This is a genomic window from Andreesenia angusta (assembly GCF_001855385.1).
Taxonomy (GTDB): domain Bacteria; phylum Bacillota; class Clostridia; order Tissierellales; family Gottschalkiaceae; genus Andreesenia; species Andreesenia angusta.
In genome coordinates this window covers 323,464-337,396 of sequence record NZ_MKIE01000001.1, presented here as the reverse complement: position 1 = coordinate 337,396, position 13,933 = coordinate 323,464, and the positions used below count along the sequence as shown (strand labels likewise).

The following is a 13,933-nucleotide window of genomic DNA, read 5'->3' as shown; positions in this document are numbered from 1 at the left end:
AATTTCTATAGACACTATTTACGAGGAGAGAAAAAGATGAATTTAAAGAGCAAGATAAGAAGTGTACTGGATTTTCCTATAGAGGGAATAGACTTCAAAGATATAACAACTGTACTGAAAGACAAGGAAGCGCTTAGAGAGACTATAAAGCAGATGGCAGAGAAAGTATCGAACAGAGAAGTGGATTTGGTAGTTGGAATGGAGGCAAGAGGTTTTCTGCTTGGGACTCCGCTGGCGTATGAAATCGGAGCGGGCTTTGTGCCTGTCAGAAAGCCAGGAAAGCTTCCAGCAGAGACTATAAGCTACGAATACGAGCTAGAGTACGGCACAGACAAGCTCGAGATGCACAGAGACGCCATATTCAAAGGCCAGAGAGTGCTTATAGTTGACGACTTGCTGGCTACAGGAGGAACAGCTGTGGCCACTGCCAAGATGATAGAAGAGCTGGGTGGAGACATAGTCGGGGCGCTTTTCTTTATAGAGCTAGACGAGCTGAAAGGCAGAGAAAAGCTGTCAGGATACAGCGTCGAGTCCATAGTCCAGTATTAAGACTGTTTTTTAAAAGAGATAGATGTTATAATTAGATCACAAGTGAACAAAATGTGATTTCAGGTACTCGGATTACAAAGACAATCTGGGTTTAAAAGGGAAAGCGGTGAAAATCCGCTGCAGCCCCCGCTACTGTAAGCGAATACGAATCTCAAAAGTCCACTGGCGAAAGCTGGGAAGGAGAGAGGAGAGTGAAGCGCAAGCCAGGAGACCTGCCTTAAATCAGATGCTAGACTTCGGAGGGAGGTAGTGGCAAGGTTGAAACTCAGGTATGACTATGCTTTCAAGCCCTTACTCTACGTAAGGGCTTTTTTGTGTTTGTTTTTGGAGGTGTGAAATTGAAAAAGAGATATTCGAAACTGATGGCTGCAATTATATTTGTTTCAATAATGCAGTCAAATGGGTTTGCCATGCATATAGCCGAGGGATTCTTGCCCCCTCTATATGCTGGGATTTACGGACTGATATCTATACCTTTTGTGCTCTACGGAGTGAAGGTTATAAGAGAAAAGTCAGAGAAAATCCCGAATATAAAAATGTTTATAGCACTTGCCGGAGCATACTGCTTTATGCTTTCGGCGCTAAAGCTTCCATCTGTAACAGGGAGCAGCTCACATCCTACAGGAGTCGGATTTGGAGCCATACTGCTTGGGCCTTTTGCAATGAGTGTGATAGGGCTGCTGGTGCTTGTATTTCAGGCCCTTTTCTTGGCTCACGGAGGGTTCACCACGCTTGGAGCCAACACTTTCTCGATGGGAATTGTGGGGCCATTTGTAGCTTATGGTGTATATAGAGCTCTTTCAAAATTCAATAGAAAGTGGGCTATATTTGGAGCTGCGGCATTGGGGAATCTCTCCACCTATGTGGTGACGTCGATCCAGCTTGGAGTGGCGTTCCCGTCTGCCAGTGGAGGTGTCCTGGAGTCGGTCGCTAAATTCGGGACTGTATTCGCATTGACCCAGATACCGCTTGCCTTGGCAGAGGGCATAATGACCGTGATAATGTTCAACGTAGTTGAAAAGCACTCATCAGAGGAATTGCACAGTTTTATGGAGGTGGAGTCTTATGAAAGCTAAGAATAGGTGGCTGGCAGTTTTGCTCTTCATCACTGTAGCGCTGTCGCTCTACATGGGAAGCAGAGTTGGAGAGCTAGAAGGGGCTGACGCCATAGCTGAAGAGGTTATAATGGAGGTAAGTCCGAATTACGAGCCCTGGGCTGAGAGCATATGGGAGCCTCCTTCAGGAGAGATAGAGAGTGCAATCTTTGCTATGCAAGCAGCAGCCGGGGGGATGTTTATAGGTTACTTTATAGGTTCAAAGAAGATTGCTAAGAGAAATAGCGCTACTGTCGAAAAACAGTAGGATATCAGGCTGGAGCGCAGTATACAAGCTGGCCGTCTTCTTGACCACCCCCGTAATACTGTCATTTGACAGAGATGGACTGGCATCGTCACTTGTGAATTTTGGAGTTGTAATTTTGACTATGAGGAGCTTGAAAGTCCCTTTAGAGAGCTATATCAGGTTTACAAAGGGGCTTTTGCTCTTTCTGATTCTGGGCTCGGTGTCTGTGAGCTTGGAATCGGGCATTTACCCAGGGCTTGTGCTTGTGGCAAGAGGCATATCCTCAGGCGCTTCTATATACCTTTTTTCGGCGACTACGCCTATAGATGACTTGTTCTGGGAGCTGTCCAAGAAACAGAGCGTCCGCGAGATAGCGGAGGTAGGAAGCAGCATGCTCAGGCTTTCATTTATGTTTGAAGATGAGTTTAAACAGACAAAGCTGGCGCTGGAGTCTAGATGCGGCTTTACCACATTAAGAGGCAGAGTCTTGAACACAGGAAAGCTTACAGGGGCCGTCCTGAGGGGAGCGCTGAGAAACTGGAGAGAGATGGAGCATAGCTTGAAAAGCAGAGGCTACAGGGGCAGAATATCATTTAAAGACAGAGAGTACATAAGGCCAAAGGCTTTTCTGATCTTTGGAACACTGTACAATTTGGCTATAGCATTTATTGCAAATAAAACTTAAGGAGTGTTTAATATGAAAGGATTGCTTGTAATAGGACACGGAAGCAGGGCGGCTGGAGCCAAGGAAGTGTTTGAAGAGGTGGTTTCAGGGCTAGGAGATAGATTCGGAGACAGAGCTGTGGAAGGCTGCTTTATGGAGATTTCGAATCCGCAGATCCCGGAGACAGTGGAGCTGCTCTACAGCAGAGGCGTGAGAGAGCTTGTAGTTTTGCCGTATTTTCTGTTTCCAGGAGTCCATATACTGAGCGACATACCGGAGATACTGAGAGAGTGCGCAGATTCACACAGCGGACTTAAGATTGAAATGGCCAAGCCTATAGGATATCATAGTAAGTTGATAGACATATTAAAAGAGAGGGCGGAAGGTGAGACAGAGTGTATATAAAAAACCCGGAAGAGATAGAGAAGAAGAGCTTTGAGATAATAAAGGGAAATATGAAATCTCCTGAAAGCTTCACTGAAGACGAGCTGAGCGTTGTGATGAGGACTATACACACCACTGGAGACTATGACTATGAAAATATAGTCAGAATTCAAAACGGAGCCATAGAAGTGGCCAAAAGGCTTATAGAGAGCGGATGCAGAATTGTGACAGACACCAAGATGGCTCTCTCGGGCATAAACAAGAGGACGCTTGAACACCTTGGCTGCAGAGTGGAAAACTTTATAGACAGGCCCGAAGTCTATGAAAAGGCATCTCTTCAGAACACGACCAGGTCTATGGCAGCCATGGACATGGCAATAGAGGACGGGGTGGACATATTCGTCATAGGAAACGCCCCTACTGCGCTCTACAGGATAGGCGAGCATATAGAGAGTGGTCGAACATCGCCGGGTCTTGTAATTGGAGTTCCTGTGGGGTTTGTGGGAGCGGCGGAGTCAAAGGAGTATATAAGGCAGTTTGAGACTCCGACCATAACAACAGAGGGCAACAAGGGCGGGAGCAATGTGGCCGCAGCCATTCTGAACGCCCTTATGTATATGGTGTACAGGGCGTGAAAAAGCTTGAGGAGTATGTCATAAAAGACGGAAAGCAACTGAGGTGCGGCTACACTACGGGCAGCTGCGCCACAGCTGCCACAGCTGGAGCTACGAGGGCTTTGCTAGGCATGGAATGCGAAGACACGGTGGAGATAGATACGCCGAAAGGCATAAAGCTGGAGATAGAGCTGGAGAGCTTGAGGCTAGAAGGCGGAGCGGCCATATGCTCTGTGAAAAAGGACTCAGGGGACGACCCTGACGTTACAAATGGCATAGAGATATACTCCAAAGTCAGCTTAAGGGAAGACGTAGAGCTGAATATATACGGAGGGGTCGGAATCGGAAGGATAACTGTAGACGGCTTCTGGGGAAAGGCCGGAAGCTGGGCCATAAACCAGACTCCGAGAAATATGATAGAGCGAGAAATCAGGAAGCTGACAGACAGGGGGCTTGACATAGAGATATACGCCCCGGAAGGCGTGGAGATGGCCGCCAAGACATACAACAGGAATATAGGGATAGAAGGCGGAATCTCAATAATAGGCACAAGCGGCATAGTGGAGCCTATGAGCGAAGATGCGCTGAAAAAGAGCATATACCTGGAGCTGGAGTCGATTAGGTCAAGAGGCGGAGACGCAGTTGCACTCTACCCGGGAAACTACGGAGAGCGCATAGCCCGAAAGCTGTACCCGGACACGCCGGGAGTCAAGATTTCAAACTACATAGGGGATTCTCTGCTCTACGCCTACAGCCTGGGCTTTAGGGCGTTTCGCCTGGTGGGGCATATAGGCAAGTTTTCCAAGCTAGCGCTGGGGGCCTTCAACACGCATAGCAAAGTCTGCGACATGAGGATAGAGTCCTTTGCATACTACCTTGCGCTGAGAGGGGAGCTTGAGACAATAGAGAGAATAAGTAGCTTTATAGCCACTGAGCAGGCAGTTGCTGAGCTTGTGGGAAGTTGCCCGGAGCTGTTTAGGGATATGGAGCAGGGCTGCATAGAGCGGGTGAAGCGCTATTTAAAAGACAGCGACATAGACTTGGAAGTCAAAATATATTCAATGGAATATGGGGTGTTGTAATGGCAACAGTTGTAGGGGCAGGGCCTGGAAGCATGAGGTGCTTGACGGCGGAGGCCCTTGAAAGGATAAGGGATGAAAGAGACGTAGTCTCTTTCGGAAGGATAGGAGAGCTTGTAAAGCAGATAAACCCTGAGGCGAGAACAGTGGGGACTGTGTCGGAGCTTCTGGACGTGGTTTCAAAAGACACGGTGGTGGTGGCATCCGGAGACCCTGGATTCTACGGAATCACCTGCTATCTGGAGAGAAACGGAGTGAAGATAGATGAGGTCATACCCGGCATCTCTTCGCTCCAGTACATGATGGCCAAGCTGAAGAGGAGCTATCAAGACGTGGAGACTGTCAGCTTTCACGGCAAGTCGATGGACGTTTCAATGTTTGAAGGCGGAAAGACGTACTTTGCGCTTACAGACAGCAAGAACAGCCCAGACGCCATATCGAAAGAGCTTTTCAGATGTGGGCGCAGGGGCAGGATAGTGCTTGGAGAAAACCTTTCGTACGAAGACGAGAGATTGGAGAGCAGAAAAATAGGGGACAGCTTTGGTGAGTACGGGCTGTCTGTGGTGGTGATAGAGCTTGAAATGGATTAAAGACGAGGAATTTATACGGGGTGAGATCCCTATGACCAAGTACGAAATCAGGATCATGATAATGGCGCTGCTTGAAATAGAGCAGAATGACATCTGCCTTGACATAGGGGCGGGAACAGGGTCTGTATCTGTAGAGGCGGCGGCCCAAGGCGCCAAAGTCTATGCAGTTGAAAGGCGTGCAGAAGGCGTAAGCCTCATATCCCAAAATGCAGAGAAGTTCGGCGTGGAAGTGGAAGTACTGCACGGGAACGCACCGGAGGACATAGACGAGACTTTAGAGTTTGACAAAGTCTTTGTAGGAGGCACCGGGAAGTCGCTTGAGGAGATAGTGGACTGGAGCTTTGAGCATATGAAAGATGACGGCATAATAGCGGGCTCCTTTGTGACGCTGCACAACTTGGTGGACTTTCAGAGAGCACTCAAGAGGGCCGGATTTTCAGATGTAGATACGAGGCTGATTTCAGCTTCCAGGGTAGAGGGCAGGGCAGAGCTTCTAAAGGCCCAGAACCCTATTTTCATAGTGAGGGGTGTAAAGAGATGAGGAAATTTTACGGAATAGGAGTGGGGCCAGGCGACCCGGAGCTTGTGACGGTGAAGGGAGCCAGGCTTATAAGAGAAGCCGACTGCATATTCATTCCAAAGAGCAAGGGCAGGAATATTTCAAAAGAGATAGCTTCTGACTATATAGCAGGTTCGAGAGTTGTGGAGCTGGACTTCCCGATGGGAGAGGACAACAGCGAGAGGTACAGAAAGAGCGCAGCTGTGGTGGACAGCTCGCTTTCAGAGGGTGAAACAGGGGTTTTTCTGACCATAGGGGACCCTATGACCTACAGCACTTATATATACCTGCTAGAATCGCTTGGGGACTACAAGCTCGAGGTGGAGACGGTTCCGGGGATAAGCTCTTTTGTGACTGCGGCCAGCAGGCTGAACATGCCTCTTGCTAAAAAGGGGGAGTCCATATATGTGGTGGACGGAGAGATAGACAGAAAAGTGCTAGGAAAAGTAGATACAGTATGCGTGCTCAAGGTGAACAAGAGAAAACAGGAGATACTGGACGCTCTTGAGTCTGAAGGATTTTCTTTCAGCTATGTAAGGCGGATAGGTCAGGCTGAAGAGCAGATACTTGAAGACAGAGAGGAAATAATGCGTCAAGACGACTACATGTCACTCTTGATTGGAAGGAGGCAAAGACGATGATACACTTTGTAGGGGCCGGGCCAGGCGACCCGGAGCTTATAACGCTGAAAGGCAGGTCGCTTCTAGAGCAGGCGGACATCGTGATATACGCAGGGTCGCTTGTGTCTAAGGCGCACCTGGACTACTGCAAGCAGTCCTGTGAGAGATACGACAGCGCCGGCATGACGCTAGAGGAAGTTATGGAGGTGGCCATAAGAGGAGATCGGGAAGGGAAGTCCGTGGTCAGGCTTCACACTGGGGACCCAACCATATACGGGGCGATAAGAGAGCAGATGGACTTTCTAAAGCAAAACAGAGTAGAGTACACGGTAGTTCCGGGCGTCAGTTCTTTTACTGCAAGTTGCGCAGCTATAAAGAGAGAGTTCACAGTTCCAGATGTAAGCCAGACAGTGATAATAACGAGGCTTGAAGGTAGGACACCTGTTCCAGAGCTTGAGAGCTTAGAAAAGCTGGCTTCGCACAGGGCATCTATGGCTATATTCCTGTCTGTAGGCGATATAGAGAGAGTTGTAGAGAAGCTCGCAGAGGGATACGGAAGCAGAGATGTGCCGGTGGCAGTCGTATACAAGGCCACTTGGTCAGAGCAGAAGATAATCTCAGGGACGCTAGAGGATATAGCCCAAAAGGTGAGAGACGCAAAGATAGACAGGTTCGCCCAGATACTAGTGGGGTATTTCATAGAGGGAGAATACGGCAGAAGTCTTCTCTATCATCCGGAGTTCACCCACGGGTACAGGCAGGGGACAGAATGAAACTCGCGGTAATCTCATTTACAGGCAGCGGAAGAGCATTGGCAGAGAAGCTGGAGTCACAGCTCAGCCATGAGGTGGAGCTGTACGACAAAAGCTCTTTCGGCGGAGAACTGAGGTTGAACATGTCCAAGCTCTTCGTGGACTACGACGGAATCGTATTTGTATCGGCTGTCGGGATAGCCGTGAGATACATAGCTCCCCATGTGAAAGACAAGACAGAAGACCCAGCTGTAGTGGTCTTAGACGACTTGGGCAGGTATTCAATATCGCTTCTCTCGGGGCATATCGGGGGCGGAAATGACCTGGCAGGAGAAGTAGGCGAGAGTATAGGGGCCGAGGTTGTAGTCACTACGGCCTCAGACGGACGTGGAATCGACTCGATAGACGAATTTGCAAAGAGGTACGATCTGCACATAGAGTCCATGGAGGATGCTAAGACTTTAACGGCTCTTATGGTCGAAAACAGACCTATATCGCTTCGGGCTTCAAGCCTGTACAAGCTCAAGTACGGCAATATATCCGAGAAAGACCATGAAGGCGTGATATGCGTAGACTACAAGACTGATACAGAATTTGACTTGCCTCACTGTATATTAAGGCCTAAAGTGATATACTTAGGTATAGGATGCAGGAGGGGCAAGAGCTTTGAGGAGCTTCAGCGCTACATAGATGACACGCTCAGTGAGCAACACATATCGATGCACTCAGTTGCGGCTATAGGAAGCATAGATATAAAGTGCGACGAAGAGGGCCTTTTGAAGCTTGCAGAATCGCTTGAATGCGAATTCAGGCTTTTTTCAAAAGCGGAGCTCAACTCTGTAGAGACAGAGCAAAATGAGTTTGTGATGTCCAAAGTAGGCGCCAACTCGGTAGCCGAAGCCAGTGCAGCGATTATGGGAGATGAGATTATCATGAAAAAGAAGGCGAGAGACGGGATGACTCTTGCTATTTCGAGGAGGATTGAAAATGGCTAAGCTTTACGTAGTGGGAATAGGGCCAGGAGGAAGAGAGAATATGACGCTGAAAGCTCTAAAGGCCATAGAGGAGTCAGAAGTGCTAGTGGGCTACAGCTTTTACATAGAGCTTTTAGGGGATCTGGTGAAAGCGAAAGAGGTGATAAAGACAGGCATGCGCGGAGAGCTAGAGAGGTGCAAGGCCGCAATAGAGTCAGCCAGAGCTGGAAAGACCACTGCGATCGTCAGTACAGGCGATTCAGGGCTTTACGGAATGGCCGGGCCGATACACGAGATGGCGGAGGGAGTCGAGATAGAAGTCGTTCCGGGGATAAGCTCGGCTTTTTCGGCGGCCGCAGAGCTAGGGGCCCCTATAATGCATGACTTCTGTACAATAAGTTTGTCCGACCTTCTGACTCCTTGGGAAACGATAGAGTCTAGGCTTGAGATGGCTTCAAAGGCCGACTTTGTAATAGCGCTCTACAACCCCAAGAGCAAGACAAGGACAACGCAGATAGAGCGCGCCTTTGAAATAATAAGAGAGCACAAGGCTGATTCAACGCCTGTGGGTATAGTGAAAAACTCGGGAAGGTTCGGGAAAGCCGTGTCGACCTCTACACTGGGAGATACGGACTTTGAAGATATAGACATGATGACAGTTGTGATAGTCGGAAACAAGGAGACCTACTTCAAGGATGGCAATATAGTCACGCCTAGGGGGTACAGCATTTGATATGGATATTGGGCGGCACCTCTGAGGCGGTGGAGCTTGCAAGGGCCATAAAGCGAGACGACTATGTGGTCACTGTTACGACGTATGCAGGGCTTGAGCAGCTGAAAGGGTGCAACGGCATAGTCTCCAAGATGGGGCTAGAGGAGATGGTAGTATTCATAGAGGAGAACTCGGTGGAGACAGTGGTGGACATGAGTCATCCCTTTGCCTATGAGGCTACAGAGAACTCCACGGAGGCCAGCCGAAGGTCAGGCGTGAAGCATATAAGGTATGTAAGGGAGTCCTCTAAAGAGCAGTTCGGAAAGCAGTTCAGTTCGCTAGAGGAGCTCAAGCGCTATATCTCGACAGTGAGCGGGAATGTATTCTTCACCACGGGTATAAACACCATAGAGGAGTTTGAAAGCGTGAAGAGATACAATCGGTTTATATACAGAGTGCTTCCGACTGTATTTAGCTTGGAGAAATGCGTATCGAGCGGAGTGAAGATAGAGGACATAGTCGCCGCCATGGGACCGTATACGGTGGAGTTCAACATGGCAATGTTTCGAAACTACGGAGCTGATTTTGTAGTCATGAAAGACAGCGGAAGCAGAGGAGGTACATCCGAGAAGATAGAGGCCTGCAGGCGACTTGGTATAGAGGCCCTTATACTTTCAAGGAGAGATCAGGAAGTCGGGATATCAGATATAGGCGAGATTTTGGAGATGATAGATTGATAGGAGTAGTTGGAGTGGACCACAGCGTTCCAGTGGTCATAAGGGAGAAGTTTTCGGTTTCAAAGAAAAAGACAAGACGCAAGCTTAACGAGCTCAAGGAGATATTCGAGGAAGCAGTGATACTCAGCACATGCAACAGGACAGAAGTCTACTTTAAGCCCAAGATCCAGAAGAAGAGCGTTACAGAGGAGCTTTTCAGAGTAATGGGCTGGGACGAGAGGCTTTCAAAGTATGTGTACAGCCTTGAAGGACGAGAGGCTGTGGAACATCTGATGCACCTTTCGTCCGGATTTCTCTCTGTGGTGCTAGGGGAAGAACAAATACTGTCCCAGATAAAGTCGGCCTATGGGGATGCACTAGAGGAGAAGAGCGTGGGCAAGGAGTTTTCATCGCTTTTTCGGAAGTCCATAAGATGCGGGAAGACCTTTAGGGCTGAGTCTAAGCTGCACGAAATTCCAGTCTCCTCGTCCTCTATAGCTGTAAGCGAATCAAGAAGAAGGTATGCCAGTCACTACATGATAATAGGGTATGGAGATGTCGGGAAGCTGACGCTTAAATATCTGCTGTCTTCGCAGGCCGAAAAAGTGTATCTGGTGGTTCGGGACAGCAACGGTGTCCAAGTCATGGACTCGCGCGTGGAAGTGATAGAGTATTCCGAGAGAAGCCGCTACTACGGCGAAGTGGACTGTATAATTTCCTCCACTTCAGCACCCCACGTGGTGGTTGAGCATGAAGATGCGCTCAAGGGAAAGCTTATCTTCGACCTGGCGGTCCCAAGGGACGTATCGGAGTCGGTCTACTCAGACCCAGAGATAGAGGTCTACAATATAGACATGCTCAGAAGGATAGACGATGAAAACCAGAAAAAGAGGGCTGCACTTATGGAGAGTAAGCGGGGGATAATAGAGAGCTATATAGAGGAGTTCTACCATTGGAAAGCCACTTCGGAGCTTGCTGAAACAATAGCGGAGATGCAGAGAAAGTCCTCGGAGATAGTGGAGTCTAGGCACAGGACTTTCCGTAACAAGAGAGAGAGTAGAGATGTGGATGAGCTGGCAAGGCAGATGATAGAGAGCGCTTCAAGCGCATACCTAAACAGGGCCATAGAGGTTATGAAATCCGAGACGCTGAAGGGAAGAGGAGAAGAGTGTTTGAAGATAATAGAGAAGATATTTTGTTGAACTCAAAGGCAATAGACTTGCTTTCGAGCTCCAGAGTGCTTATAGTGGGGGGCGGAAGAGCAGGATATATAAAGCTCGCTTCGTTTGCATCTAGAGGCTTCAGTGTAGACGTGCTGTCAGAGGAGTTTGCAGAGGGCATAAGGAGCATATCCCTTGAGAACCCCAAAGTCAGGCTGCTTAGCTCCATCTACAGCAGAGATATGCTGCAGGATTACGAGCTGGTAATAGTAGGAACGTCCGACCAGAGACTGAACAGCAGAATAGCTGAGGAATGCAGGTCTTTGGGCAAGCTCTACATATACCTTCCAGACTACAGAGAGGGAAGGGCATCTGTGATGGCGGAATTTGAGACAGAGAATATAAAGGTAGCCATCGGAACGAGATATGGAAGCCCCAAGACATCTGTTTTTCTGGGGCAGAAGCTGAAGTCTCTCATAGAGGAGTACGACGACTTTGTGGAGTACGTCGGCTCACTGAGAAGCAGAATAAAAGACTCAGAGCGCAAGAGAGAAGTCATGGCGTTTGTGAACACAGAGGAATTCTACGAGCTCTACAGAGCGGGCAAGGGCGACAGTACGATTCAGACTTTATACGGAGGTGATTTAATTGACAATAGTACTTGCGACTAGAAGGTCACTTTTGGCCCAAGCTCAGGCCGACAGGGTAGGAGATTTGGTGCAGGAAAAGCTGGGCTTAAAGAGCGAGAAATTGCTGATAGAGACGCTTGGCGACAAGAGGCTGGACGTCACTATAGACAAGATAGGCGGCAAAGGTGTCTTTGTAAAAGACGTGGAAGATGCTCTTGTGGACGGCAGAGCCCACGGGGCGGTACATAGCATGAAAGACGTTCCATACGAGATGATGGACCTCTTCACCATATCCGCTATCCCAGAGAGAGAGGACGAGCGAGATGCGTTTATAGGGCGAGCGCCTTTTGCAGACTTGAAACATGGTGCGAAAATAGGGACTTCCAGCCTGAGGAGGAAGGCCCAGATAAAAGCCATAAGGCCTGATATAGAGGTCGTGCCTGTCAGGGGGAATATACAGACTAGAATCTCCAAGATAGAGGGCGAAAATCTGGACGGGATAATGCTTGCAGCTGCTGGACTCAAGAGAATGGAGCTTGAGCATCTCGTAACAGACTACTTCGACCCTACCGAGTTTGTGCCTGCTGTGGGGCAGGGAGCCATAGGTGTTGAGACTCTTAGAGATTCCGAATCAGACAGCATCTTTAGGCAGCTGGATATATACGAAGAGAGAGTCAGGATAGAGGCCGAGAGGAGCTTTATGAGAGAGATGAACGGAGACTGCCATACCCCAATAGGGGCATACTCCAAGCTTGAAAGAGACAAGCTGTACATGGTCGGTATATTCGAGCTGGAAGGTGTGCTTGTAAAGAAAGATGTCTACGGACATGCAGAGGACTATATTGCACTGGGCAGGAAACTGGCAGAGCTTGTAAAGAGAGGATAGGAGGGAGAATATGAGTGTCGGAAAAGTCTATTTGATAGGTGCAGGGCCGGGGGACGAAGAACTGGTGACTTTGAAGGCAACTAGAGTTATGTCGAAATGTGACGTAATCCTATACGACAGGCTTTCAAGCGACAGCATACTCAAGTATGCAAAGCCAGGCTGTAAGGTGTACTACTGCGGCAAGAAGCCTGGAAGCCACTACAAGACGCAGGACGAGATAAACGAGATGCTCGTCAGCTATGCAAAGCAAGGCCATACGGTAGGAAGGGTCAAGGGCGGAGACCCCTATGTGTTTGGAAGAGGTGGAGAAGAAGCGCTCAGGTTGCTTGAGGAAGGCATAGAGTTCGAGGTGGTGCCGGGTATAACCTCATCTATAGCTGTGCTGGAGTACGCGGGAATACCTATGACTCAAAGGGGCATGGCCCAGAGCTTCCACGTGTTCACGGGAAAGACAGCCAAGCATTTAGACATAGACTGGAAGACAGTGTCAAAGCTGAAGGGAACGCTTATATTTATGATGGGGCTTGGGAATCTGGACACAATAAGAGAAGGGCTGATCTCAAACGGACTAGACGCTCAGACGCCTGCGGCGGTTGTAATGAAGGGAACGACTTCCAAGCAGGTATCTGTAGTCGGAACTCTCTGTGATATAGCGGAGAAAGTGGAGCAGGCCGGACTCGAGTCGCCTTGCATAATAGCAGTTGGACAGGTAGTGTCTTTAAGCGAAAAGCTGGACTGGTATTCCCAAAAGCCTCTCTTCGGAAAAAACATATGTATTACACGCTCCAAAGAGCAGGCCAGAGAGATGAGAGAGATGCTGCTAGACCTCGGGGCTGAGGTCACGGAGATAAACTCCATAGAGACAGAAGTGATTCCAGATGCCTTGAATTCACACAGCGAGAAGCTCTCGGAATATGACTATATAGTGCTTAGCTCTGTAAATGCCGTCAACTATTTTTTTGACAGCCTGGTGGAAATGGAATATGATATCAGAAAGCTCAAGGCCAAGTTTCCGGCCATAGGGCCAAAGACTGCGGAAGCTTTAAAAGCCAGGGGGATAGTGCCGGAATTCACGGCAGACCACTTTGTGATGGAGAGCTTGGCGGAAGGTCTCAAAGAGAGGATAGCTAGGGGTGAGAGAGTGCTGCATCCCAAGTCTGAACTTTCAAGGGATGTACTGAAAAAATGTCTTTTAGCTCAAGACGTCTCGATAGATGAAGTTGTGCTTTACAGGGTGAAGACAGGGCAGACTAGGGGCTATGAATCCCTTGAGGATGTGGACATAGTGCTCTTCACCTCTCCATCTACAGTCAAGAAGATGGTGGAGCTATTTGGCGCTGAAAGCTTGAGAGAGAAGAAGCTGGTGGCCATAGGTCCCATCACGGAGCAGGAGATAAAGTCGCAGGGGCTTGAATGCGAAGTCAGCGAAACACACACGATGGAGAGCATGGTGAAAATTTTAGAGAAAATCTAGGGAGTGGTTGAGATGAGCTGCGGAGACGGATGCGGAAAAAAAGGGCTTATATATCCAGAAGAGGCGGTCAAGTCGGGGATAGGTTTTGGAAGTGCTCTGGCCATAGTCGTGTCATACACGGCCAACGGCTCTATAGGCTGGGCTATAATACACGGGCTACTGGGATGGATATATGTAGTCTACTACTGGATAAAGTATGCGGAGAGCTTTTTTTAGAAGGGAGCGAAATA

The 13,933-nt window shown here is 48.8% G+C and carries 19 protein-coding genes and 1 riboswitch; all 19 genes read left to right on the top strand.

The features are described from left to right. Nucleotides 1-36 precede the first annotated feature (36 nt). The 19 genes from EUAN_RS01575 (at nucleotide 37) to EUAN_RS01485 (ending at nucleotide 13,919) form a co-directional block, all read left to right on the top strand. Nucleotides 37-549 carry an adenine phosphoribosyltransferase gene (locus EUAN_RS01575; protein ID WP_071060954.1) on the top strand — a complete coding sequence of 171 codons (513 nt, stop codon included), beginning with the start codon at nucleotides 37-39 and terminating at the stop codon, nucleotides 547-549. A 44-nt stretch (nucleotides 550-593) separates the two neighbouring features. Further along, nucleotides 594-783, top strand: a riboswitch (cobalamin riboswitch). Nucleotides 784-887: 104 nt separating this feature from the next. Continuing rightward, nucleotides 888-1,625, top strand: coding sequence for an energy-coupling factor ABC transporter permease (locus EUAN_RS01570; RefSeq protein WP_245674414.1), 738 nt, complete (start codon nucleotides 888-890; stop codon nucleotides 1,623-1,625). Further along, nucleotides 1,615-1,911: an energy-coupling factor ABC transporter substrate-binding protein gene (locus EUAN_RS01565; protein ID WP_071060952.1), complete on the top strand. Its 297-nt coding sequence runs from the start codon at nucleotides 1,615-1,617 to the stop codon at nucleotides 1,909-1,911. The genes EUAN_RS01570 and EUAN_RS01565 overlap by 11 nt, the downstream gene beginning before the upstream one ends. Further along, entirely contained in the window at nucleotides 1,874-2,575 is a 702-nt protein-coding gene (locus EUAN_RS01560; protein WP_071060950.1) for an energy-coupling factor transporter transmembrane component T family protein, read from the top strand. Before EUAN_RS01565 ends, EUAN_RS01560 begins: the two co-directional genes overlap by 38 nt. A 12-nt stretch (nucleotides 2,576-2,587) precedes the next feature. Continuing rightward, nucleotides 2,588-2,959, top strand: a complete 372-nt coding sequence (locus tag EUAN_RS01555) for a sirohydrochlorin chelatase (protein WP_071060948.1) — start codon at nucleotides 2,588-2,590, stop codon at nucleotides 2,957-2,959. Beyond that, a complete protein-coding gene (locus tag EUAN_RS01550) occupies nucleotides 2,950-3,573 on the top strand; it encodes a precorrin-8X methylmutase (RefSeq protein WP_071060946.1) in 624 nt (207 codons plus the stop codon). The genes EUAN_RS01555 and EUAN_RS01550 overlap by 10 nt, the downstream gene beginning before the upstream one ends. Further along, entirely contained in the window at nucleotides 3,570-4,634 is a 1,065-nt protein-coding gene (gene cbiD / locus EUAN_RS01545; RefSeq protein ID WP_071060944.1) for a cobalt-precorrin-5B (C(1))-methyltransferase CbiD, read from the top strand. The genes EUAN_RS01550 and cbiD overlap by 4 nt, the downstream gene beginning before the upstream one ends. Continuing rightward, a complete protein-coding gene (gene cbiE, locus EUAN_RS01540) occupies nucleotides 4,634-5,221 on the top strand; it encodes a precorrin-6y C5,15-methyltransferase (decarboxylating) subunit CbiE (protein ID WP_071060942.1) in 588 nt (195 codons plus the stop codon). The genes cbiD and cbiE overlap by 1 nt, the downstream gene beginning before the upstream one ends. Further along, nucleotides 5,208-5,762, top strand: a complete 555-nt coding sequence (cbiT, locus tag EUAN_RS01535) for a precorrin-6Y C5,15-methyltransferase (decarboxylating) subunit CbiT (protein ID WP_071060941.1) — start codon at nucleotides 5,208-5,210, stop codon at nucleotides 5,760-5,762. The genes cbiE and cbiT overlap by 14 nt, the downstream gene beginning before the upstream one ends. After that, nucleotides 5,759-6,421: a precorrin-2 C(20)-methyltransferase gene (gene cobI, locus EUAN_RS01530; RefSeq protein ID WP_071060939.1), complete on the top strand. Its 663-nt coding sequence runs from the start codon at nucleotides 5,759-5,761 to the stop codon at nucleotides 6,419-6,421. Before cbiT ends, cobI begins: the two co-directional genes overlap by 4 nt. Next, nucleotides 6,418-7,173, top strand: coding sequence for a precorrin-4 C(11)-methyltransferase (gene cobM / locus EUAN_RS01525; protein WP_071060937.1), 756 nt, complete (start codon nucleotides 6,418-6,420; stop codon nucleotides 7,171-7,173). Before cobI ends, cobM begins: the two co-directional genes overlap by 4 nt. Beyond that, complete coding sequence (locus tag EUAN_RS01520; RefSeq protein WP_071060935.1) at nucleotides 7,170-8,147, top strand: cobalt-precorrin 5A hydrolase; 978 nt, start codon at nucleotides 7,170-7,172, stop codon at nucleotides 8,145-8,147. Before cobM ends, EUAN_RS01520 begins: the two co-directional genes overlap by 4 nt. After that, entirely contained in the window at nucleotides 8,140-8,859 is a 720-nt protein-coding gene (gene cobJ / locus EUAN_RS01515) for a precorrin-3B C(17)-methyltransferase (protein WP_071060933.1), read from the top strand. The genes EUAN_RS01520 and cobJ overlap by 8 nt, the downstream gene beginning before the upstream one ends. Further along, nucleotides 8,856-9,575, top strand: a complete 720-nt coding sequence (cobK, locus tag EUAN_RS01510; protein WP_071060931.1) for a precorrin-6A reductase — start codon at nucleotides 8,856-8,858, stop codon at nucleotides 9,573-9,575. Before cobJ ends, cobK begins: the two co-directional genes overlap by 4 nt. Then, nucleotides 9,572-10,756: a glutamyl-tRNA reductase gene (gene hemA, locus EUAN_RS01505; RefSeq protein ID WP_071060929.1), complete on the top strand. Its 1,185-nt coding sequence runs from the start codon at nucleotides 9,572-9,574 to the stop codon at nucleotides 10,754-10,756. The genes cobK and hemA overlap by 4 nt, the downstream gene beginning before the upstream one ends. After that, the gene (locus EUAN_RS01500; RefSeq protein WP_169817310.1) at nucleotides 10,753-11,385 is read left to right on the top strand and encodes an NAD(P)-dependent oxidoreductase; all 633 of its coding nucleotides are present in this window, start codon (nucleotides 10,753-10,755) and stop codon (nucleotides 11,383-11,385) included. The genes hemA and EUAN_RS01500 overlap by 4 nt, the downstream gene beginning before the upstream one ends. Beyond that, nucleotides 11,363-12,229, top strand: coding sequence for a hydroxymethylbilane synthase (gene hemC / locus EUAN_RS01495; RefSeq protein ID WP_071060925.1), 867 nt, complete (start codon nucleotides 11,363-11,365; stop codon nucleotides 12,227-12,229). Before EUAN_RS01500 ends, hemC begins: the two co-directional genes overlap by 23 nt. A 10-nt stretch (nucleotides 12,230-12,239) precedes the next feature. Next, the gene (gene cobA, locus EUAN_RS01490; protein ID WP_071060923.1) at nucleotides 12,240-13,703 is read left to right on the top strand and encodes a uroporphyrinogen-III C-methyltransferase; all 1,464 of its coding nucleotides are present in this window, start codon (nucleotides 12,240-12,242) and stop codon (nucleotides 13,701-13,703) included. Between the two features lie 12 nt (nucleotides 13,704-13,715). Then, nucleotides 13,716-13,919: a hypothetical protein gene (locus EUAN_RS01485; RefSeq protein WP_071060921.1), complete on the top strand. Its 204-nt coding sequence runs from the start codon at nucleotides 13,716-13,718 to the stop codon at nucleotides 13,917-13,919. Nucleotides 13,920-13,933 lie beyond the last annotated feature (14 nt).